Source organism: Erythrobacter ramosus, assembly GCF_009828055.1.
Classification (GTDB): Bacteria; Pseudomonadota; Alphaproteobacteria; order Sphingomonadales; family Sphingomonadaceae; genus Erythrobacter; species Erythrobacter ramosus.
Map to the genome: position 1 here is coordinate 190,744 of NZ_WTYB01000003.1, position 22,662 is coordinate 213,405.

Sequence of the window (22,662 nt, forward strand, 5' to 3'; positions counted from 1 at the left end):
TGCCAACGGGGCTTGCCAAGATGGGGCGCATACGAAATCGGCGCAGGCCCGATTGCCCTTACGGCTCCAAGCCTCTAATCGCCCGGTCGCTATGTCGACACAAACAGCCTCTGCCAGCCCCAAGGGTGCCGCCGCTTCGCCGGCCGACCTGACCCTCGATCACGTGCGCGCCGCTGCGGCCCGCATTCGCGGCGCGGTGGTCGAAACGCCGATGATGCGCTCGATCACGCTGTCGGAGATTACCGGCGCGGATATCTGGCTGAAGTTCGAAAACCTCCAGTTCACCGCCGCTTACAAGGAACGCGGGGCGCTCAACGCGCTGCTGCTGCTGACCGAAGAACAGCGGTCGCGCGGCGTGATTGCGGCGTCGGCAGGGAACCACTCGCAGGGCCTCAGCTATCATGGCACCCGGCTCGGCGTGCCCGTCACCATCGTCATGCCGAAGCCCACACCGACGGTGAAGGTGATGCAGACCGAAAGCGTCGGCGGCAAAGTGCTGCTCGAAGGCGAGACCTTCGACGAAGCCTATGCCCATGCGCGCAATCTGGAGGTCGAGCTGGGCCTGACCTTCGTCCACCCATTCGACGATCCCGACGTGGCCGCCGGTGCTGGCACGGTCGCGCTCGAAATGCTGGCAGTGAAGCCCGATCTCGATTGCATCGTCACGCCAATCGGCGGGGGCGGGCTGATTTCGGGGATGGCAACGGTCGCCAAGGCATTGAACCCCAATATTGAGGTCGTTGGCGTGCAGGCGGCGCTGTTCCCCAGCATGTTCGACCGGATCAAGGGCGCGAACTTGCCGTGCGGCGGGGATACGCTGGCCGAAGGTATCGCGGTCAAGGTGCCGGGCGATTTCACGGCGAAAGTGATCGCCGAAAAGGTCGACGACATTCTGCTGGTCGATGAACCCGCGCTGGAAAAGGCTGTGGCGCTGCTGCTCCAAATCGAAAAGACCGTGGTCGAAGGCGCGGGCGCCGCGGGCCTCGCGGCGGTTCTCGGCAGCCCGAAGCGGTTCAAGGGCAAGAGCATCGGTCTGGCACTCTGCGGCGGCAATATCGACACGCGCCTGCTCGCCAATGTTTTGCTCCGCGATCTGGCGCGGCAAGGGCGTCTGGCACGGCTGCGGATCACTTTGCAGGATCGCCCCGGCGCGCTGTTCAAGGTGATGCGCCTGTTTGACGAGCACAACGTCAACATCATCGAAATCTATCACCAGCGCATCTTCACGACGCTGCCGGCCAAGGGCTTGATCACCGATATCGAATGCGAAGCGCGCGATGCCGAGCAGGTCGAACGGCTGGTCGAAGGCCTGCGCGCCAAGGGCTACACGGTCCAGCTCGTCGAACTGGGCTAGAAATCCGGGCCAAAAGGGAGGGGCGGGCCTCGCGATCGTCCCGCTTTGCACCAACATGGACGCGCTTTTGCGGCGGGTTTCGGGTGTGCCTGCATAATTCGCGATATTTTCATGGTTAAAGGACTTTTACCGGAGCACGGGTGCGGGCATAAGATTTTCTTAACGATTTCGATCCCGCGATTCAGCGCAAGAAGGACTGGCCCCACACGTGACGGCACCAATCCGCTTTCCCCGGTTCTTCGTGACCAGCCCCGCGCCGTGTCCCTATCTTCCGGGCCGCAGCGAGCGCAAGGTGTTCACCGAGCTGAAGGGGCCGCACGCCGATCAGCTCAATGAAGCGCTCGGGCGGATTGGGTTCCGGCGCAGCCAGACGGTTGCCTATCGCCCGTCCTGCCTCGACTGCCAAGCCTGCGTCTCGGTGCGCGTGCTGGCGACCAAGTTTCAGCCCTCGGCCACTCAGAAGCGCGATTTGAAGCGCAATTCCGATCTCATCGTCACCGAATGCCGCCCGTGGGCGACCGACGAGCAATTCGAATTGCTGGCCCGCTATCTCGGCCACCGTCACCCCGATGGCGGGATGTCGGCGATGGACGAGCTCGATTATGCCGACATGATCGAACACACTCCGGTCTCGACCGTGGTGACTGAATATCGCGAGCCGCTGCCCAACGGGAAACCCGGACGGCTGGTGGGTGCCTGCCTGACCGACCGGCAGGGCGACGGGCTGTCGATGATCTATTCCTTCTACGAGCCCGATTACCCGGCGCGCGCAGGCCTGGGCAATTTTATTATCCTCGATCATATTCGCCGGGCCGCGGCTGAGGCATTGCCTTACGTGTATCTCGGATATTGGGTCGAAGGCAGTCCGCGCATGCAATACAAGGTTCGCTACCGCCCCCTTGAACGCCTGACGCGCGAGGGCTGGCTGCTCATGGAGCCGGGGGAGCAGCACCGGCTGATCACGGCTGCCACAGCGCCGCGACAAGCGCAGGACGAAAGTCCATCGGGCGTTCGGGGCAAGGATGGCCAACCTGTCAAGTTCTCGGCCAGTTGAAGCCCAGCGGCTTCTCAAACTCGGTCTCGCCATTGTTGCCGGATTGGGTCAGGGAACACTGGCGCTAGGCGCCTGTCCGGCGGCTGCGCAGCAGGCGGCGCCCGATGACGAATTGCGTCCGCTGCCCGCTCAGCCACCCGAAGGCGAGGCGGAAGACACGCCTGCAACCGCGCCGCTTTCGATCCTTGATCCTGCGCCTCAACCCGAACCTGTACCGCAATCGCTCGACGATCTGATCCCTGCTGACGCTGTCACCAACCCCGACGTCTGGGCCGCCGCCGGGGTGGCTGATCCCTCGCCGGTGGTGATGCCCGATAGCGCCTTCGCAGAAGCCGACAGCCCCCTTTCAGATGACGTCTTGGCCGAGTTTCTGCCTCCGCCAGACCCGGCGTTGCAGCCCGCCGTTGATGGCATTTTTGCCGATTTCGCGCTGGAGGAGCCGCAACCGCTCACCCCCGATCCCGAGCTTGAGGCGCTGGCGTCGATCGCTGCGCCGGTGCTGGGTGAATTGCCGGAACTGGCCGAAACCAAGATCGGCAACACGCTTGTGCTGGCTTTGCCGATGGCCGCCAATGCCTTCCCCGAGAAAGACGCGTTTATCGAACGCTTCAAGGACCTGTCTACCCTTCGCGAATTCGACGATGGAGAGGAATCGCGCCCGCAAGTCGCCGCCCGCGCCCGCGCTGACGAGGAACTGCTGGGCGATATCCTGCGCACCTATGGCTATTACGACGGTGAAATCGTCCGCCAGCTTTCGGGCGGTCGGCGCGCGGGCAACAACTCCGACGAAGCCGAACGGGCCGCCGAAAACGCCGCGCGTGAACCGAGCGTCCGCTTCGATATCCTGCCCGGCGCGCGTTACAGCTTCGGCCGGATCGATCTGGGCGCGCTGCCTGCCTTGCCTGAACCTGACGTCACCCGGCTGACCGCCGCCTTCGGGATCAAGCCGGGCGACCCGCTCTATGCCGACCGCATTATCGAGCGGGAACTCGAACTGCGCGTTGCGCTCGGCGAAAGCGGCTATCCCTTTGCCGAAGTGGCCGAGCCTGAATTGCTGATCGACCACGCCCGCACCGAAGGCGATCTGTCGCTGCTGGTTCAGTCGGGCGGCAAATTCGTGTTCGGCAAAGTCGTCAGCGGCGATCCCGGCTTCCTTTCGGGCCGACACCTGTCGCGCATCGCCCGCTTCGATGAAGGCAACGTGTTCCAGCAAAGCCTTGAGACCGATTTGCGCCGTGCGATCATCGCCACCGGCCTCGTCTCCAGCGTGACCGTCACCCCGCGCGAAACCCGCGCGCCGAAGGATGGGCAGCCGGGGGAAGTCGCGCTCGACGTCGCCTTCGAACGCGCACCCGTACGCACCATCGCGGGTGCGATCGGTTACGGGACCGAGGACGGCTTCAAGCTCGAAGGCCGGTGGGAACATCGCAACCTGTTCCCGCCCGAAGGCGCGCTGCGGCTGCGCGGCATCCTCGGCACGCGTGAGGCGCTGGCGAGCGTCGGCATCCGCCGCAACAATTTCCGCGGGCGCGATCAGGTGCTGACCGTTGACGTCTTCGGCAGCGACATCACCACGCAGGCGGTGGATTCGCGCGGCTTCGGAACGCGGGCCACGTTCGAGAAGGTGTCCAACATCCTGTTCCAGAAACCGCTCAGCTGGCAGATCGGCGGGGAACTGCTCTACACCGACGAACGTAACCGTACGGTGCGCGATGCGCCCGGCATCCCCCTGCCGCGCCGCGCCTTCCTAATCGGCGGGCTGTTCGGCAGCGTGACGCTGGATGGCAGCGACGATCTGCTCGACCCGTCGAGCGGCTACCGCGCCACGCTGTTCCTCGCGCCCGAAGCGTCACGTTCGGAAGGCAGTCAGTCCTTCTATCTGCGCTCGCAGGCCGATGCGAGTTACTACAAGTCGATCGGATCAACGGTACTCGCCACCCGAGTGCGGGCCGCGACGATTGTCGGCGCATCCTTTGATGATATTGCGCCCTCGCGCCGGCTCTATGCGGGCGGCGGCGGGTCGGTGCGCGGTTACGGCTTCCAGGGCGTCGGCCCGCGCAATGATCGCGGCGAATCGACCGGCGGTGCGTCGCTGCTCGAATTCTCGCTCGAAGCGCGGATCGAAACGCCGCTGTTAGATGGCGCGGTCGAAGTGGTGCCATTCTTCGATGCGGGAGCTGTAGGGCTGGGCAGCACGCCAGACTTCCGCTTCATTCGCTACGGTGCGGGCGTCGGCCTGCGCTACAAGACCACCTTCGGCCCGATCCGCGTCGACGTGGCGACCCCGATCAACCCGACCGAGTTCGATAGCCCGGTGGTGGTCTATGTCAGTCTGGGTCAGGCGTTCTGATGGCCGACACCGCAATCCCGCCAGACACCGCTCCTCCCTCGCAGCGGCCCCGCGCACGGCGTTGGGGCAAGCGGCTCGGCTGGGCGCTGGCGATTATCCTCGCGCCGTTCCTCCTCACCGCACTGTTTTTCTCCACCCCGATCGGAAAGCGCTTCATCGCTGACCAGATCGCGTCTGTAGCCCCGGCCTCGGGCCTGCGCTTCACGGTTGGGCGGATCGAGGGCGATCTCTACGGGCAGGCGGTGCTGCGCACTGTGGTGGTGAGCGATACCAAGGGCGCGTTTCTGACGATCCCGGTGGTGCGGCTCAACTGGCGGCCCTTGAACTGGCTGTGGACCGGGCTCGATATCCGCGAACTCACCGCGCAGCGTGGGCGGCTGACGCGCCTGCCAGAACTGCTGCCGGGCGATCCCGATGCGCCGCTGTTGCCCGATTTCGATATCCGGGTGGACAAGCTGGTGGTCGAGGATTTGGTGATCGCCAAAGGCGTCGCCACGCCGCAGGACGAGCGTGCCAATCTCACCGCACAGATCGACATTCGCCAAGGCCGCGCGCTGATCGACGCCAAGGCGCGGCTGGGGGCGCAGGATCGTATCACGCTGTTGCTCGATGCCGAGCCTGATGGAGACCGCTTCGAACTCGCCGGAGACGCCCGCGCACCTGCGGGCGGCGTGCTGGCCGGGCTGGCCGGGCTGGAGACGGGCTATGTGAGCCGGATCGTCGGCGATGGCACGTGGAAACGCTGGCGCGGTGCGGCAGCGGTGCGGCGCAGCGGCGCGGAGGGTGGACCGCCGCTCGCCGCTTTCCGCATCAGCAATGACGCAGGCACCTACGGCGTGCTCGGGCAATTGCGCGCGGGGCTGGGGGACGAGACTTTCACCGGCCGCGCGCTGGGCGAGACCCTGTCGCTGGCCGCCCGGTTCCAGCTCGAAAACAGCGTGATTGAGGGCCGCGCGGCCGCCGTCTCCCCGGCGCTCGATCTGCGGGCGGCGGGCGTCGTCAACCTCGCCGACAATGTGGTCGACGGCGCGCGGGTGCGCCTCGCCTTGCGCGATCCCGACCTGTTGGGTGAGACCGTGCGGATCGAGGGCGGACGGTTTGCCGCGAACCTGGTGGGCGCCTTCGATGACCTTGCGATCAAGCACGAGATTGCAGTGGCAAAACTCACCGCCTCCGGCGTCATCGCCACCGGGTTGGCGCAGGACGGCGCTGCGCGGTTTGATGGGACAGTGCTCAGCGTGCCGCTGGCGCTCACCGCCGAGCGGGTGACGACCGGCAATGCCTTTGCCGATCCCCGCCTTGTGAAGGGCCGCGCCAATGGCATGTTGACCTATGACACCGCCGCCCAGAAGCTCGCGATTGACCGCACCCAGATCGTCTTCCCAGGGCTTGAGGCGACTCTCGCCCTGCGCGGCGATATTGGCGCGGGGGCATATGCCATCGCCGGCCCGGCCTCTGCCAGCCGCCTCGCCATCGAAGGCGCGGGCGATGTCACCGCCAATGCCAAGATCCTTGCCAAGTTCGGACCCTCCATCCCGTGGAGCCTGCGCGCCAATCTGGCCGGCGTGCTGAGCCGGATCGGCAATGCCACCATCGTTAACCTTGCGGGTGAGCAGGTGCGCTTCAAGGGTGAGCTGGGCATGGGCGCGGGCCAGCCGATCGTCCTGCGCAACACTGTGATCACCTCACCCCGCCTCAATGCCAAGCTGGACAGCAGGGTTGTGACCGGCGGCGGCGTGACCCGCACCGTGCTCGCCGGTAGCGGGCGGCAGGCGGAGTATGGCCCCTTCACCTTCGACGCTGAAATCGCCGGGGACGGCCCACGCGCGGTGCTGGTGCTGGCCGATCCCTATCCCGCCGCTGGCCTGAAGGACGTCCGCATCGCGCTTGCCCCAAGCGAGCAGGGCTTCGGTCTGGACGTCGCAGGCGGATCGCTGCTTGGCCCGTTCGAAGGCGCGCTGCAATTGATCCTGCCCGCCAATGCTCCGACCCGCGTCATGATTGACCGGTTGGAGGTCTATCGCACCACCGTCACCGGCGAAGTGGTGCTGGCCGATGCGGGGCCTTCGGGCGATCTGCGCCTTGCGGGCGGCGGCGTGAACGGCACGGTCGCCTTCCGCCCGCAGCTGGGCGATGCAATCGGTTTCGCCGTCGATCTCGCCGCTCGCAATGCGCGCTTCGGCGGGGAAACCCCGATCAGCATCACCCGCGCCGATATTGCCGCGACCGGGCGTTATGACGACGGTAACACCAGTGTGGACGCCGATATTTCTGCTTCCGGGCTCGAATATGGCGGGTTGAGCCTCGCCAATCTCACCGCCAAGGCCGCCATCACCAATGGGCGCGGCAAGGTGACGGGCACGGTTGCCGGACGCCGGGCGGACCGCTTTGCGCTCAATTTCGACGCGGACGTTGCGCCGAACCAAATCGCGGCGGCTGCGCGCGGGCAATATGGCAACGCACAGATCACCATGCCGCGCCGCGCGGTGCTGACCGCGCTGGATGGCGGCGGGTGGAGTCTTGCTCCTTCGCAAGTCGGTTTCGCCGGCGGCTTTGCCATTGCACAAGGCACCTTCGGCGCTGGTGCGACCGAACTGCAAGTCAAGCTCGCCCGGATGCCGCTGCGGCTGCTTGATCTGGTGGGGGCCGATCTGGGCCTTGGCGGACGCCTGACCGGGGTGATCGATTACCGTCAAGAGGGCCGCGCCCCGCCGACCGCCACTGCGCGCGGGCGGATCGATCGCTTCAGCCGCGCCGGGCTGGTTTTGTCCTCCAAACCGATCAACGTGCTCGGTGTGGTCGACTTGTCGGCCGAGCGGATGACGGCGGCCGCGCGGCTGTTCGAGGGTGACGCACGGCGCGGCGATGTCGCGCTGCGGATCGATGGCTTGGCGCAGGATGGTGCGGTGACCGACCGGCTGATGCGCGGACGGCTCGGCGCGCGGCTGGCGTTTGACGGCGCGGCGGAGACCTTGTGGCGCCTCGCCGCAATCGAGGCGTTCGATCTCTCCGGCCCGTTGCGCATCGCCGCGCGGGCGACCGGCACGCTCGCCGATCCGCGTATCACCGGCACGCTCGCCAGCGATGACCTGACAGTCGAGAGCGCGCTCACCGGCACGCGGGTCACCAATGTCAGCGCACGCGGACGCTTTGCCGGATCGCGGCTGGAACTGGTCCGCTTTGCCGGAGCGACGGCGGGCCGCGCCTCGATCTGCGCGCGGCGGTGAAGGATGCGCGCCTGCTTGATGCCAATGGGCTTGAGGCGACGATCACCGGACCCTTGCGGATTGTCTCCAACGGGCTGGGCGGGACGATTGCCGGGCGCGTCAACATCAACCGCGCCCGCTGGGCGCTGGGCATCGCGGCCGAGGATGTCGCCCTGCCGCGCATCGCCACGCGCGAGATCAACGACGAGGACGGCCGCGCCCGCACGCAGGTTTCGGGCCGCGAGGCGTCGTGGCGCTACCTTGTCAACGCCAGTGCGCCCAACCGGGTCGCGGTCGAAGGCCTGGGGCTGGAGAGCGAGTGGGGCATCGACATCGCGCTGCGCGGCACGGTCGATGATCCGCGCATCGGCGGCACTGCCAAGCTGGTGCGCGGCGATTACACCTTTGCTGGCACCCGCTTCGAACTCACCCGCGGCCGCATCCTGTTCGACGTAGGTGAGCCGATCAACCCGCGGCTCGATGTGCTGGCTGAGACCGCGAAGAACGGCACCAATGTCGACATCGCGATCACCGGCAATGCCCAGTCGCCCAGTATCGCCTTCTCCAGCGATCCCGCGCTGCCGGAGGAGGAGATCCTCTCGCGGCTGCTGTTCGGCGGCTCGGTGACCTCTCTTTCAGCGACGGACGCGGTGCAGTTGGCGGCAGCACTGGCGGCCTTGCAAGGCGGGGGCGGCGGGCTCGATCCGATCGGCAGCTTGCGCCGGTCGATTGGGCTCGACCAGCTGCGGATCATCAGCGCTGATCCACTGATCGGACGCGGGACTGGCATTGCCATTGGCAAGAACATCACCCGCGACATCTACGTCGAGCTGGTGACCGACGGGCGCGGTTACAGCGCCACGCAGGTCGAGTATCGCATCACCAGCTGGCTCGCGCTGCTGGGCACGGTCTCGACCATCGGGCGCGATTCGGTGCTGGTACAGGTCAGCCGGGACTACTGACGGTAGAGTTCGGCCTCTGCCGCGCGGCGGCGCACCAAGCCTTTGAGCACCCTCCCTCCCGCTCGGTTCCAGCGAGCGAATTCCCGCGCGGCGCCCTGATGATCGCCAGCGATGTGCTTCTGCGTCAGCGTAGCGCGGGCAATCGCGCCGGTGTTGTAGTGGAAGCTGACCAGCGCATCGAACTGCACCTGCGACGTGGGGGCGGTGCCAATCGCAGCGGCGACCTCTGCGGCGTAGCGCTTGAGGTCGTGCTCCAGCCGCGCGTCACACTGGCTTTGCGTCCAGCACGTGCCGGGGCCGATGGACCCGCCGCCAAAGCCGTCCCGCCCGGTCGCGCCCCAACCGATGGTCCATGGCGCGCCGCCGGTGCCGGGATCGGGATAGGCTTCGATCATGCCATCCGCTCGCCGCCGGGCGCAGCCTTCGAACCGCTTGATCAGCGCGATCCCCGCAGGCCCGATGAAGCGGGTTGGCGGCGTGTTGGAGACACATGAGACACTGTCCAGAAACAGAAAATCCGGTGCCTCGGGCGGGGTTGCCACGGCAGCGGCGGGCGGCGCGGTGTCCGCCGTGCGGGACGGGCCCAGCAGAAGGCGAAGGAAGGCGAGCAGCGGGGAGGGGGCTTGGTGCAGCATGGCAGGATACCTCGACGGTTGAACCAAAAAGCGAGGCACAGGCATTGAGCACAATCGGGCTGAGTAGGAAAACGGCAAAACCGGGTACGGACCGCAGCGCTTGTAAAGAGCTCTTGACTGACAAGAACTCTTGTCTGTAAAGAGCTCTTGTCAGGGTCAGGGCGAGTCGCAACCCATCGCACGAAACCGCCAAAGCCCCTCAACAACTCGCCGGTCAGGACCAACGTGGAAAATCGTCTGAAGCATTACCGCGAAGCGCAAGGCTGGAGCCAGGGCGAGCTTGCCCGCCGGCTCGGCGTTTCGCGGCAGACGATCAACGCGGTTGAGACCGACAAATATGATCCCTCACTGCCACTGGCGCTGCGCATGGCGCGGCTGTTCGCGGTGGGGGTGCCGGAGCTGTTCATCGATCACTGGGAGCCTGAAGCGTGATGACCGATAACCAAACGTCCTCCACCCCCCGCTGGGTGCGCAAGCTGCTGATCCCGGCCTTGATCGGCGGCGTCGCGGGCTTTGCCGCGAGCGCGGGGATGATGGAATTCATCGACAGCTCGGCAGTCGGCGGGTTGGGCCTGTCGGCCACGGTCGCGGCGCTGGTGGGCATAGTCTATGTCGTGATCGGGTTCGGCGTCGCCTTCGGCAGCGCCAGTCCGCAGGTCGGCGCGAAGTTTCTCAATGTCGAGGATGCCGATGAGCTGCGCGAACAGAAAAAGGTGCTCGGCCTGTCCGGGGTGGCAATGCTCGTTTGGGGCGTGGCGCTGGTCGCACTTGCACTGGCGGCGCCCGATGGGCCGGTGCCGCAAGCGGTTGCCCTTGCCGTTGGGCTGGCCGGGCTGGGGATCGGGACAGGGCTGTCGATCCAGGTCTACCGCGCTTCGGACGAGCTGATGCTGGCGGTCAATCTCGAAGGCGGAGCCCTCAGCTATGGGCTGGTCTTCGCGGTGGTGGGCGGCTGGGCGATGCTGGCGCACCTCGGCTATACCGCTGCCCCCGCGCCGCTCGATCTGCTGAGCCTGTTCTATGTGCTGGTGCTGGTGGCGAGCTTCATTGCCATCGGCCGGCGCGGGATGCTGACCATCCGCTGACCTCGCGCGGTTTTTGTTTCTGCCCCACAGATCAGAAGCGGTAGGTCGCCGTGCCGCGGTACACCTGCGCATCGGCATTGTCGCGGCCGATGGTGGTGTCAGCCCCGACCGTCAGTTGGAGCGGGCCGTTGCCCACCGTCGCGCTGACCCCGACTTCTCCCCAGGTATGGTCAGCCGTGTCCAGCACGAAACCCGCATTCGGTCCGATGCCTGAGGCGAAGTTGGCCGCCAGCAGTTGCGGGCCATCCTCGAACTCCCACACCAGCTGGGCGTTGGCGTTGATCGCGACACCCTTGCCAAGCTTTTCGTAATCGAAGCCGAAGCGCGCCTGCTTGCTCTCGAACTTTTCGCGCGCCACTGCGAGGCCAAGGGTCCCGCCGGTCTCTCGCACGGTGCCAAGGCTGACGCTGGCAATCCGGCCCTCGATGCCCGGCGACAATGTGCCGATGCTGCTCGTGAGGTCATAGGAGATGCCGAGCGCGCCCGAGACCAGCAGATCGTCCGAGGAGGACTCGAGCGTCTGCGTTGCGCCCAGGAACTGCACGGTGCGCCGGGTGTCGAAGCCCATGCTGCCCATGCTGAACTGGCCGTCAATCACCGGCCCGCCTTCGAAGGCATGGCGCAGGTAGAGCGAGGCGGCGTAGGTCTCACTGTCCAAGCGCTGACCGAGCGGAACGTTGGCTTCGAGCGCGTGGTAGGAGCCTGACAGGCCGACCATCGTGTTGTCGCCGGGGTAGAACTCGATCCCACCCGCGATGAAGTAGCCGGAGAGATCGGCCTGCTGGTTGAAGCCGGGCAGGCTGTCGGCATTCGCGGTGACGTAGCCGCCTGAAAGGAACACGCCGACATTTTCCGGCAGGCTCGTCTCGGTCATTTCGGTGGCTTCGCCGCCGTCCTGCATCGCCATCAGCGCGCCGCCGAGCGGTTGGCCCACTGGGGCAAGGCTCATCTGCGCCAGATCAAGCGGACGCCCGGTGACAGCGACCTTGCCGCCAGCCCGTGACTTGTCTGCTTCCCGCAGACGCGCGGCGTTGACATTCTGGAGCAGGTTGACCGACTGGGCCGAGAGCGAGCGCACCGCTTGCTCGTTTACCGGCGCGAGGCCCGTGAAGGTGCTGCGGATCGTATCGACCGAGGCGAAGTCGAGGTCATAAAGGCTCTCCAGCGATGCGTTCGAGCGGTTCTGGTCGAGCAGCTGCGCGTAGCCGGCCTGTGTCGGATCATTGCTGTCGATCACCGTATTGTAGCTCGCCGTGCTGAACTCCATCAGCACCGCATTGGGCTGATAGATGAAGCGCTGGCTGATGATCGCCGAGATCGAACGGGGGGTGAAGGTGCCGGTCACGCCGCCGGTGCCAGTGACGATGGTGTAGCGCTCGCCATTGCCGTTGACCCGTCCGATCACAGGGGAGCTGGTGTTCACGACCCCGCCCACATTGGCCATGCCGGTGACAGCGAGCCGGTCGGATACGGCGCTGGTGCCGAGGTCGACATTGAACTGCGCGCCCGACGACATCACCAGATTGCCGTCAATCGTCAGCGTGCCGATGGTGCCCATCGTACCGGGCGAGAGCACACCCGTCACGCTGGTCAGGAACGGCGCGGTGACCGTGGCGGTGCCTTCGACCATCCCCGCAAACAGTGTGTAATCGCCGACCGAGGAGATGCCGCCATTGACGTTCACGCGCCCGCCGAACTGGTTGATGTCGATCAGCGAGGTGAGATTGCCCGCCGCAGTGACCGTCAGCCCGGCATTGCCGCGCACGGTCAGCTGGTCGATGGTAACGTCGCTGCTGAGTGTGGTGTTGCCTTCCTGGCTGAGGGTGACGTCGTAGTAGCGCGGATCAACACGCAAGGTTGGGGTGGTCACGGCGTCGATATTGGTCGGTACGAAGCCGCTCGCACCCGGCAGGCCATTGGCCAGCGTGGGGGCGGGCAGGGTGCCTGTGGTCGCAAAGGATTCGCCGGTCGCAAGATCGGTGCAGAAGTCGTCGGGATTGCCAAACGCACGGCAGATCGCGCCGAAATCGCCGTCGGTTCCGTCAGGGCCGAGTTGCGGCGAGGTGGGGAGGCCATTCACCACCTGGCCCTGCGGATTGATCACGCGGTACATCGGGTCGAGCTGCGTGACCCAATGGTTGCCGTCTTCCCAGTTCCCGTTGCCCGCCTTGGCGGCGACATAGCGGTAGGGGTTATTTGCGGTGATATATTGCCAGTAGAGCGACAGCGGCTGGAAGAAGCTCGGGGTGCCGAGCGAGCTGAACGGCTGGCTAGCGCCGAAGAAGCGCGAACCGCCTGACAATACGCCGATCACCAGATCTTCGTTGGACAGGGTGTTGTTGGCCGCATCAAGGATCAGCGGGCCGCCCGAATCCCCACCCGCAGTGATGCCTTCGTTGGGAAGGGCATCGTCACGATAGACGTTGAAGTCGCGCTCGAAGTCACGGTCCTGCGAATCGAAGTCGATCTGGTAAAGGTTCTGCGGGAAGGTCGGCGGATTGGGGCCGATGATGACGTTGTCGCGATCATCGAGCGAGAAGAAGCCGCCCAACATGTTCTCGGCCGCGCGGCGGCGCCAGTCGATACCGAGCACGGCGCCCTGCACAGCGTTACCGGTGGCGCCGTAGCCGACGATGTTCACGTGATAGCCGGTGCCGCGCGCCGGATCGCTGATCGTGGGCGCGGGCAGGGTGCTGAACAGCAGCGCCCAGGTCGGTATGCCGGCCGCCGGCGTGTCGAGGCTGGCGAGCGCGATGTCGGCCTCGATGAAACCAAGGCCGAAGGCGTCCTGAGTCGAACGCGGATTCCAGACGATGCGGTTGACGTTGAACACCGCCAGATCGGGATTGCTGGCGAAGTTATTGGCAAACCAGTTCTGGAAGCCCGGCAGCGCGTTGACGTTGAACGACCATGCGGCCGGGACACCGTCGACATTATACTGCTCATCGGGGATGTCATTCACGCAGTGCGCCGCGAACAGCACGGTGCGCGGGTTGATCAGCGAGCCTGTGCACACGAAGCCGTCAGCGCGGAAAAACATGCCGACCCCGCGGTAATCGTCCGCGTTGTCAACGATATCGGCGGGGGTCTTGTCTTCGTTCGGCACAACGGCCAACGCGGGGGCGGTGGCTGCCATCATCGCGAAGGCGGCACAGGCCGTGTCTGTCAGCAGTCGGCGGTTGAGGGGCATCGGAAAGCGCAAGCGGGTGTTTCCTCAAAGCGGCAGGCCGAACCGCCGAATGCACCTTCGTTATCGCAATAAGATATTATTACAATTGCATTTTCGTCTGACGGCAGGGCGTTGCGCCAATGCCTCAACGGGTCGCAAGGAACAGCGTATAGGCGACATAGAGCACCACCAGCACGCCGCCCTCGATCCGCGTAAGCCGCCAGCCACTGCGCAATTGTGCGAGGAGCAGCAGCGTCACTCCAAGCATTACCCAGATATCGAAACTGGCGATCTCGGCTGGCACTTCGATCGGCTTGATGACGGCGGTGATCCCGAGGATCCCGAGGACATTGTAGATGTTTGAGCCGACGATATTGCCGAGTGCGACGTCCTCGTGCTTGCGCAGGACGGCGATCACGCAGGCAATCAGTTCGGGCAAGCTGGTGCCGACTGCGACCACGGTGAGGCCGATGACGCTCTCCGAAACGCCGGCAGCGCTCGCCAGCACAGTTGCGCCGTCGACCAGCAGGCCTGCGCCAATGATCGCGGCGGCAAGCCCCGCCACGATCATGCCGCCAAGGATCACCGGGCCGGTGTCGGGCGGTACGGGGCGATCTTCGGCCTCGGCCTCGTGGCGCGCGCCCTCGGGGCAGGGCGCCGCGCTTTCGGACTTGTAGGCCCACCAGACATAGCCGACGAGGCAGGCGATCAATCCAAGGCCGACCAAAGGCCCGATGACGCCAAGCATCACCGCGCCGGTGCACAGCAGCGCCGATCCGCCCAGCGCAATCGCATCGCGCTGAAATGCCGCCGGATTGACATTCAGCGGCAGAATTACCGCCGAAAGGCCGAGGATGAACAGGATGTTCGCGATGTTCGATCCCACGACATTGCCGATCGCGATGCCCGGTGATCCGGCCAGCGCTGCCTGCACGCTCGTCGCCAGTTCCGGGGTCGAGGTGCCGAAGCCGACGATCGTCAGCCCCGCCAGCAACGGCGAAATGCCGAGCCGCGCCGCCATGCCGACTGCGCCGCGCACCAGCAATTCGCCGCCCAGCGCGAGCAGGACAAGGCCACCAGCCACCAGCAGGATCGAGTTGGTCATAAAGGCCTCGGATGGTTGAAATCGCCCCAATCCTAGCCGTTTAGGGCGGGCAGGTGAAGCAGGACAGGCCCGGTTCTGCACGGACGTCTGGCAGCCCCGGCACGGGCGCAGCATGGCCTCTTCGCAGACAATTGTCAGACTGATGGCGTGATGCTAAATCTGCAACCTGGGTCGTTTGGCACGTCGGGGGGGCGTGATGGACGGATATGACCTTGACCGGCGCACGGTGCTGCAAGGCAGCCTTGGCGCTTTGGGAGTGATGGCAGGGGGCGGTCTGGCCGCCCCGGCGCGGGCAGCGGACACGATGGTGCCGCTGGGTGCCATGAGCCTCAAGAATTATCATCAGGTGATGGCCAAGGTGCTGGCCCGGACCGACCGGATCGCGGTACCATCTTTTCGCTTTGGCCTCGTCATGCGCAACGGCATGGGCGCGAGCGGCGGTTCTGGCGCGAGCTCGGTGGATCTGAAAGCGGATCTGGTCGGGGTCGATGTGGAGATGATGCGCCAGTTGGCCCATCTGGCCTTCAGCGACTTCATCGAACGGCTGCGTGCCACAGGCCGCACTGTGCTCGGCTGGAACGAGATTTCGGGCACCGAGGGCTATCAGAAACTCGAACCGACGACCGATCCCTTCGTCAAGAAGCCCTTTGCGGATTCGCGGACAGTAGCGGTGGTCAGCCCGGAATATCTGCCGCTGCTCACAATCGGGCCGGAAGCACCGCTGTCTGATCGTTCGCCGTTCAATCTCAAGAATGCGCGTGCATTGAACGCCATGTCCGCCGCACTCAAATGCCTGGTGATGATCCCCAGCCTGGTGATGGACTTTGCCGCGCTCACCGGCAGCGGGCACCGGGTCTATGGCGCGGGCGCGATTGTCGGGATCCAGCCGGGGCTGTTTCTGGTGCCGGGGTTCACCCATTGCAATTTCTACCACGCCAAGATCGCTCTGGCGGGCGAGGGCGGCCGGTTGATCCTCGAAGACCGTGTCGCGGTGGGGCAGGCGGGTGAGCTGGTGCAGACCGGCAGCTACAACAACCGCGACGAGATCGAGCAATGGAACACCTATGTCCGCAGCAACGCGTGGTGGACCGAGCCGAACATGGCTGCGCCTGACCGCCCGACCTCGGCTTACGATTTTTCAAGCTACCAGTACCGGATCGATCCCGGATTGCTGCAAACAGCCGTGATGGACGCTGCGCGCGCGACGCACGGGCTTTACATGGGGGTGATCAATGCCAATCGTCCGGCCTAGCCTCGTTGCAGCAATGCTGGCGCTGACCGCGCCGGCGGCCGCGCAAACCAATCCGCTGGCTGGCGATACGCAGGCCCCGCAAACAGCCGCGGCGACCGATGCTTTGGGCGGCGTGATTGTCCCGTCCAAAGAGCGTGGCCAGTTGCACCCCGATCCCGCATTGGCCGACACTGGCGGCGTCGTGTTTGCCGATGACCTGGGGTGGTATCGCTTCACCATGGCCGATGGCGGCACGACCAGCCTTGATGGCACCATGCGCAAGTTCGAATTTCCGGCCGGGACAATCCCCACCACCTGCTTTGCAGTGCGGGTGCCTGACACGTCCTTCGGCGAGTTTTCCTTCGGCCAGATCCAGGCAGAGCTGGAGACCCTCTACACGCCGTTCGATCCCCTGATTGTCGAGGCGGGTTTCACGATCGATGATCGCAAGACGCTGGTGCTGGATGCCGCCGGACAGCGCACGGCATCGCCGTTCAAGCTGCTCGGCTGGGATTCCCGCAACGCCGATGGCTTGAGGGTCACATGGAGCATGATGCCTTCGCCCGTGGGGCAATTGCTGTTTGCCTGTTCCGGCGCCGATCCGGGCCACCATCGCGAAGTGATCCAGCGCTACCTGCGGATCGGATCGGGCATGACTTCACCGCCCTGATCCCGAAACGACCCTGACCCCGAAACAACAAGGCCCGGGACATTGCCCGGGCCTTGTGCTTTGCGATGAAGGGCAGGCCCGGTGCTGACGCATCCGGGCCTGCGTGCTTCTTACATCGAGTAATACATATCGTATTCGACCGGGCACGGGGTGGTTTCGGTGCGGATCACCTCTTCCCATTTCAGCTCGGCATAGGCGTCGATCTGGTCTTTGGTGAACACGTCACCCTTGATCAGGAATTCATAATCCGCCGCGAGGCTGTCCAGCGCTTCACGGAGCGAACCGCACACGGTCGGCACTTCGGCGAGTTCGGCCGGCGGCAGATCGTAGAGGTTCTTGTCCATTGCCTCGCCCGGGTGGATCTTGTTCTCGATCCCGTCGAGCCCAGCCATCAGCAGCGCCGAATAGCACAGGTAGGGGTTGGCCATCGCGTCGGGGAAGCGGAATTCCACGCGCTTGGCCTTGTCGCCCGTTCCGTAAGGAATGCGGCACGACGCCGAGCGGTTACGCGCCGAATAGGCCAGCAGCACCGGCGCTTCGAAGCCCGGCACCAGACGCTTGTAGCTGTTGGTGGTCGGGTTGGTGAAGGCGTTCAGCGCCTTGGCATGCTTGATCACGCCGCCGATGAAGTAGAGGCACATTTCCGACAGACCGGCATACTCATTGCCGGCAAACATCGGCTTGCCATCTTTCCAGATCGAGATGTGGGTGTGCATCCCCGAGCCGTTATCGGCCTTGATCGGCTTGGGCATGAAGGTCGCGGTCTTGCCGTAAGCATGGGCGACCTGATGCACGACATACTTGTAGATCTGCATGCGGTCAGCGGTCTGCACCAGCTTGCCGAAGGTCAGGCCCAGCTCGTGCTGAGCGGCGGCGACTTCGTGGTGGTGCTTGTCGCAGGGCAGGCCCATTTCGAGCATGGTCGAGACCATCTCGGCGCGGATGTCGACAGCGGAATCGACCGGCGCAACCGGGAAGTAACCGCCCTTGGCACGCGGGCGGTGGCCCATGTTGCCGTTCTCGTATTCCTTGCTGGTGTTACCCGGCAGTTCGATATCGTCGATCGCGAAGCCCGATCCGGCGTAGCCGTCTTCGAAGCGCACATCGTCGAACATGAAGAATTCGGCTTCGGGGCCGACATAGACGGTGTCACCGATGCCGGTCGACTGGAGGTAGGCTTCGGCGCGCTTGGCCGTGGTGCGCGGATCGCGGCTGTACCATTCGCCCGTCGAAGGCTCGACGATGTCGCAGTTGATGATCAGCATCGGCGTGGCGCTGAAGGGATCGATCCACGTTTCGCTGAGATCGGGCTTCAGAATCATGTCAGATTCGTTGATGACCTTCCAGCCGGCGATCGACGAACCGTCGAACATCAAGCCGTCCTCAAGCTCGTCTTCGCCCAGGATGCCGGCGACCATGGTGAGGTGCTGCCACTTGCCCTTGGGGTCAGTGAAGCGCAGATCGACCCACTCGATTTCCTCGTCCTTGATCAGCTTCAGGACGTCTTTTGCTTTCGACATTTGTGTAGTGCCTCCGATATAAATTCAGGCCGGCCCGCCGGTGTGGCTGGGCAGGAGAGGGTGGAAAATCAGATCGCGTCGTCGTTGGTTTCGCCGGTGCGGATGCGCAGCGCGCTTTCGATCGGGGTGACGAAAATCTTGCCGTCACCGATCCGCCCGGTCTGCGCGGCGGCGGCAATCGCCTCAACCACACGCTCGGCCTGATCGTCGGCGACGACCACTTCGAGCTTCACCTTGGGCAGGAAGTCGACGACATATTCGGCGCCGCGATAGAGTTCGGTATGGCCCTTCTGGCGCCCGAAACCCTTGGCTTCGGTGACGGTGATACCGGACACGCCAATTTCATGCAGCGCCTCCTTCACTTCGTCGAGTTTGAAGGGTTTGATGATCGCTTCGATCTTTTTCACGTCGTCCCCATCCGCGCTTGGCTGATTTGCTGACAGATTCTTAACAAGAACCGTGCCAAGCTCTAAGGTGGTGGCTGCGAACGATCCTTGCCGCTTGAAGACTCAAGGGTAGGGATGTCTTTCGCCGATGACCTGCGGTTAGCAAGATTATGGTGCACTGCGCAATGGTGCACAGCATCTGACCGGGGGTTGCCTAAATTTTAAGCAAGAGTGCGCGTCGTCAGAGGCGCAAGCCGGTGGTCTCGGGCAGGCCGCACATAATGTTGAGGTTCTGGATCGCGGCCCCCGATGCGCCTTTGCCAAGGTTGTCGAGCCGGGCGATCAAGCGGGCCTGCGCGCCGTCGGCCGAACCGCAGACGTGAAGCGTCAGGCCGTCCCACGGCGCGGCGGATTTCAGCAGCAGCAACTCACCGGGAACCGGATCGAGCGGCGCGACCGCGACAAACGGGCTGTCCGAATAATACGCCGCCAGCGCCGCGTGAAGTGCAGCAGGCGAGGGGCGGCCGGGAAGCGCGGCGAGCGGCAGCGGGACATCGACCACCATGCCCCGGTGCGCCGGGATCACGCTCGGTGAGAATACCGGCGCGTGGGTAAGGCCCGCATAGGCCTGCATCTCGGCCAGGTGCTTGTGGCCCATCTGAAGGCCATAGGCGCGAAACGCGATGTCGGTGTCCTCTTCGAACCGAGCAATCAGCGCGTTGCCGCCGCCCGAGTAGCCGCTGACCGCGTTGACGGTGTAGGGCCAGTCGGCAGGGAGCAGCCCTACGCGCACCAGCGGGACGACCAGCGCGAGGAAGCCGGTGGGGTAGCACCCCGGGTTGCTCACGAATTGGGCATTGGCGATTTTGGCGTGCCCGATCAGCTCGGGAAAGCCATAGGTCCAGCCGTCCGCCACGCGGTGCGCGCTGGAAGCGTCGATGATGCGCGTGTTCGCCCCCTCGGCAAGCGTCACCGCGTCCTTTGCTGCATCGTCGGGCAGGCAGAGGATCGCGATATCGGCGGCATGGAGCGCGTCGCGGCGGGCGCTCTCGTCCTTGCGCTGGGCGTCGTCCAGCGCCAGCAGCTCGAATTCGCCGCGACCCTGCAACCGCTCACGGATTTCCAACCCGGTGGTGCCTGCCGCACCGTCGATGAACAGGCGGATCGCCACCGCCTCAGGCTTCTTCGGGAGCGAGTTCGCTCGCCCGGCACCAGCCGCTTGGCCCTTGCGGACCCGGGCAGCCCCACACCCATTCGCCCGCTAGGTCGAGCAGTTCGAACCGGGTGCCGGGGGCGAGTTGCGCGAACACCTCGGCGTCACCGCGCGGGTTCAGCCTGAGACCGGCCCCGGCTGCGCCCACAGTATGGACATGCGGGATCACGTAGTGCGCAGCGAGGTGGGTGCCCGCCAGCGCCATATGCGCCAGATCGCCGCGCAGCGGCAGCGTGCCGGGCGCAGGCTTTTCAACCGGGCCCTTCAGACCCAGCACGCCGGCCGGCACTGCGTATTCCGAATTGTCGCGAGCCGCGCCGTTCATCTGCGTTCCGTTGGCCTTTGCCGGTAGAGCCGTGCGTTGCCCCGCTTCGGCGTGGCAGGGCCGTTAGCGGCAAGTCGCCTCTGGAGCAAGCTCAGGTGCCGTACCGGGCGCGGAGCGCGTGCCACGATGCGCGCAGCCCCAACCCGCGCCCACCGCGTGCGCGTCCGGGCTTGGGTGCGGGGGTCCAGGCAAAGGTGTCGAAATGCACCCAGTCCAGCCCCTCTCCCACGAAGCGGTCGAGGAACAGTCCGGCGACGCTGGCGCCCGCAAAGGGGTTGCTCGCCGAGTTCGCCATGTCGGCAACATCGGAGGCAAGATATTCGCGGTAAGCTTCGTGCAGCGGCAGGCGCCAACCGGCGTCGTCATTGGCCTTGCCGGCCGCAAGGAAGGCCTCCGCCGTCTCGTCACGCCGCGCCATCAGCGCGGGCAGATCAGGGCCGAGCGCCACCCGCGCCGCGCCCGTCAGGGTGGCGAAATCGACGATCAGATCAGGGTTCTCCTCGGACGCGCGGGTCAGCGCATCGCCGAGGATCAAGCGGCCCTCGGCATCGGTGTTGTCGATCTCGACCGTCAGCCCCTTGCGGCTGGCGAGCACATCGCCCGGGCGGAAGGCGCCGCCGGAGATGGCGTTTTCGACAGCGGGGATCAGCAGATGCAGCCGCACCTTCAGCCGCGTGCCCATGATCAACCCGGCCAGCGCCAGCGCGTGGGCTGCGCCGCCCATGTCCTTCTTCATCAGGCGCATCCCGGCGCCCGGCTTGATGTTGAGGCCGCCGCTATCAAAGCACACGCCCTTGCCGACCACCGCCAGCACCGGGTGCTTGGGATCGCCCCAGACGAGGTGCATCAGCCGCGGCGCATGGTGACGCGATGCCGCCCGGCCGACCGCGTGCACCATCGGATAGCCCCGTTCCAGCGCATCACCGCGCACCACGGTCAGCTCCGCCTTGTGCCCCTTGGCGAGCTTCTCGCATTCGGCCTCCAGCGCGGCTGGGCCCATGTCCTCAGGCGGCGCATTGACCAGATCGCGCACCATGCATTCGGCCTGTGCTTCAGCGAGATAACCGTCGATCTGCCCCACCTGCCCGGTCAGGAGCACGCGCGGGCCCGGTCCCTTGTCCTCGCTCTTGTAGCGGGAGAAACGGTATTGCCCCGTAACCCACCCGAACATTGCCGGGCCGGGGTCTCCGGTGGCCACCCGGTACACACCCTCGGGCAGTTCCTCGGCGAGCTTGGCGAGGCACCAGCTCGACAGGCTTTCAGGGTTCGCCACCCCGCTGACCACGAACCACGAATCCCCCTCAGGAATGATCGCATATTGATACCCGCCGCCTTCGAATTTCTGCGCGGCGAGGCTCGCGCGCTGGCCTGCGGTGAGGGCTTTGGCAAAGGCTTCGAAGCCGTCCTTGTTCACCAGATGAATGGCAATCGCATCCTCGCCGCGGTCGGGCCGGATCAGTGCTTTGGGTTCGCTCATTCCCGTTCCATAATCGTGAGCACGCCGATGTCACCAGCAGATTCGGCGCGGGGGAGGGAATGCACCGATGAGTGTTCGTCAAATGTTCCAGCTGAAATATCAGCCACTCGCCAATAACCGTGCAACGACTGGGCAACGGATGGGTACTGGCGCGCGGCTGGCGCGGCTGTTGCTGGCGACTACGGTGCTGGCTGTGCCCGCCGCCGCGCAGGAGGCCGAGCCCGAGCCGCTGCCGCCGGGCACGGTGTCGTTCAAGGATGAAGAAGTGCGGGATGAGGCCGAGCGTGACTTCTCCTACACCTGGCCCGCCGAAGTCGCCGCAGTTCCCGCGCTCGTCCGCCGCTTCACCGCTGACCGGACCGAAATGCTCGCCGACCAGAAGGCCGATTTCGCCGAAGGCCTGAGCTATGCCAATGCCGAGGGCTGCTTCGGCTGCAACCGCTCGATCGACAAGAGCTGGTCGGTGGTCACCGATGTCCCGCGCTATCTGGTGCTATCCGGGGCCTTCTACGTCTATTCGGGCGGCGCGCATGGCAACACGGGCTACGAAACGCTGGTGTGGGACCGGCAGGCGAGGAAAGCCTTTGATTCCAAGACAATGTTCCGGTCATCTAAGGCTTTGCAGGAGGCGCTCGGCGATCCGTGGTGCAAGGCGCTGAAGGCGGAGCGGAATCAGCGGCTGGGTGAGGAATACGGCGACGATTCCGTCTTTCCCTGCCCGCCGATTTCCGATCTGGAGGTGCAGCCCACCTCGTCCGACGGCAAGAGCTTCGACGGACTCGAACTGCTGGCCGAACCCTATGTCGCAGGCTCCTATGCCGAGGGTATTTACCAGGTGACGCTGCCGGTCACGCCCGCGGTAATCGCGGTGGTCAAGCCACGTTACAGGGCGGCTTTTGCGCCGGGAAAGTAGCTTTTTG

At 65.2% G+C, this 22,662-nt stretch carries 18 protein-coding genes; 10 read left to right on the forward strand and 8 right to left on the reverse strand.

The genetic code is table 11. The features are described 5' to 3' along the window. The first annotated feature begins 91 nt into the window (after positions 1-91). The 5 genes from GRI59_RS13620 (at position 92) to GRI59_RS15870 (ending at position 8,926) form a co-directional block, all read left to right on the forward strand. Positions 92-1,354: a threonine ammonia-lyase gene (locus GRI59_RS13620; RefSeq protein WP_160761792.1), complete on the forward strand. Its 1,263-nt coding sequence runs from the start codon at positions 92-94 to the stop codon at positions 1,352-1,354. Between the two features lie 208 nt (positions 1,355-1,562). After that, the gene (locus tag GRI59_RS13625) at positions 1,563-2,408 is read left to right on the forward strand and encodes an arginyltransferase (protein ID WP_160761793.1); all 846 of its coding nucleotides are present in this window, start codon (positions 1,563-1,565) and stop codon (positions 2,406-2,408) included. After that, positions 2,377-4,758 carry a BamA/TamA family outer membrane protein gene (locus GRI59_RS13630; protein ID WP_160761794.1) on the forward strand — a complete coding sequence of 794 codons (2,382 nt, stop codon included), beginning with the start codon at positions 2,377-2,379 and terminating at the stop codon, positions 4,756-4,758. The genes GRI59_RS13625 and GRI59_RS13630 overlap by 32 nt, the downstream gene beginning before the upstream one ends. Continuing rightward, the gene (locus GRI59_RS13635; RefSeq protein ID WP_237440849.1) at positions 4,758-7,985 is read left to right on the forward strand and encodes a translocation/assembly module TamB domain-containing protein; all 3,228 of its coding nucleotides are present in this window, start codon (positions 4,758-4,760) and stop codon (positions 7,983-7,985) included. Before GRI59_RS13630 ends, GRI59_RS13635 begins: the two co-directional genes overlap by 1 nt. After that, positions 7,982-8,926, forward strand: coding sequence for a translocation/assembly module TamB domain-containing protein (locus GRI59_RS15870; RefSeq protein ID WP_337190279.1), 945 nt, complete (start codon positions 7,982-7,984; stop codon positions 8,924-8,926). Before GRI59_RS13635 ends, GRI59_RS15870 begins: the two co-directional genes overlap by 4 nt. Here the strand turns inward: GRI59_RS15870 and GRI59_RS13640 are convergent. Continuing rightward, a complete protein-coding gene (locus GRI59_RS13640) occupies positions 8,920-9,561 on the reverse strand; it encodes a lysozyme (RefSeq protein ID WP_160761795.1) in 642 nt (213 codons plus the stop codon). The genes GRI59_RS15870 and GRI59_RS13640 overlap by 7 nt on opposite strands. 225 nt (positions 9,562-9,786) lie before the next feature. Between GRI59_RS13640 and GRI59_RS13645 the strand changes: the two genes are divergently transcribed. Both GRI59_RS13645 and GRI59_RS13650 read left to right on the forward strand, forming a co-directional pair. Further along, positions 9,787-9,993 (forward strand): helix-turn-helix domain-containing protein, encoded by a 207-nt coding sequence (locus tag GRI59_RS13645; protein WP_160761796.1) that lies wholly within the window; start codon positions 9,787-9,789, stop codon positions 9,991-9,993. Further along, on the forward strand, positions 9,993-10,646 hold the full coding sequence (locus tag GRI59_RS13650; RefSeq protein WP_160761797.1) for a hypothetical protein: 654 nt from the start codon (positions 9,993-9,995) through the stop codon (positions 10,644-10,646). The genes GRI59_RS13645 and GRI59_RS13650 overlap by 1 nt, the downstream gene beginning before the upstream one ends. Before the next feature lie 31 nt (positions 10,647-10,677). On the opposite strand, the gene GRI59_RS13655 is transcribed toward GRI59_RS13650, so the two are convergent. After that, entirely contained in the window at positions 10,678-13,836 is a 3,159-nt protein-coding gene (locus GRI59_RS13655; RefSeq protein WP_160761798.1) for an autotransporter domain-containing protein, read from the reverse strand. 124 nt (positions 13,837-13,960) lie between these two features. Continuing rightward, positions 13,961-14,920 carry a calcium/sodium antiporter gene (locus GRI59_RS13660; RefSeq protein WP_160761799.1) on the reverse strand — a complete coding sequence of 320 codons (960 nt, stop codon included), beginning with the start codon at positions 14,918-14,920 and terminating at the stop codon, positions 13,961-13,963. Between the two features lie 196 nt (positions 14,921-15,116). Here GRI59_RS13660 and GRI59_RS13665 point away from each other — a divergent pair, with 196 nt between their 5' ends. Continuing rightward, positions 15,117-16,172, forward strand: coding sequence for a hypothetical protein (locus GRI59_RS13665; protein WP_160761800.1), 1,056 nt, complete (start codon positions 15,117-15,119; stop codon positions 16,170-16,172). Then, positions 16,153-16,821 carry a hypothetical protein gene (locus GRI59_RS13670; RefSeq protein WP_160761801.1) on the forward strand — a complete coding sequence of 223 codons (669 nt, stop codon included), beginning with the start codon at positions 16,153-16,155 and terminating at the stop codon, positions 16,819-16,821. The genes GRI59_RS13665 and GRI59_RS13670 overlap by 20 nt, the downstream gene beginning before the upstream one ends. Before the next feature lie 110 nt (positions 16,822-16,931). Here GRI59_RS13670 and glnA read toward each other — a convergent pair whose 3' ends face one another. The 5 genes from glnA to GRI59_RS13695 form a co-directional block, all read right to left on the reverse strand. Continuing rightward, a complete protein-coding gene (gene glnA, locus GRI59_RS13675) occupies positions 16,932-18,341 on the reverse strand; it encodes a type I glutamate--ammonia ligase (RefSeq protein WP_160761802.1) in 1,410 nt (469 codons plus the stop codon). A 68-nt stretch (positions 18,342-18,409) separates the two neighbouring features. Beyond that, positions 18,410-18,748: a P-II family nitrogen regulator gene (locus GRI59_RS13680; RefSeq protein ID WP_086608397.1), complete on the reverse strand. Its 339-nt coding sequence runs from the start codon at positions 18,746-18,748 to the stop codon at positions 18,410-18,412. A gap of 220 nt (positions 18,749-18,968) precedes the next feature. Beyond that, a complete protein-coding gene (gene argC, locus GRI59_RS13685) occupies positions 18,969-19,898 on the reverse strand; it encodes an N-acetyl-gamma-glutamyl-phosphate reductase (protein ID WP_160761803.1) in 930 nt (309 codons plus the stop codon). 4 nt (positions 19,899-19,902) lie between these two features. Further along, on the reverse strand, positions 19,903-20,265 hold the full coding sequence (locus GRI59_RS13690; protein ID WP_160761804.1) for a hypothetical protein: 363 nt from the start codon (positions 20,263-20,265) through the stop codon (positions 19,903-19,905). 91 nt (positions 20,266-20,356) lie between these two features. After that, a complete protein-coding gene (locus tag GRI59_RS13695; protein ID WP_160761805.1) occupies positions 20,357-21,742 on the reverse strand; it encodes a leucyl aminopeptidase family protein in 1,386 nt (461 codons plus the stop codon). A gap of 67 nt (positions 21,743-21,809) precedes the next feature. Between GRI59_RS13695 and GRI59_RS13700 the strand changes: the two genes are divergently transcribed. Beyond that, on the forward strand, positions 21,810-22,655 hold the full coding sequence (locus GRI59_RS13700; protein ID WP_160761806.1) for a polysaccharide deacetylase family protein: 846 nt from the start codon (positions 21,810-21,812) through the stop codon (positions 22,653-22,655). Positions 22,656-22,662 lie beyond the last annotated feature (7 nt).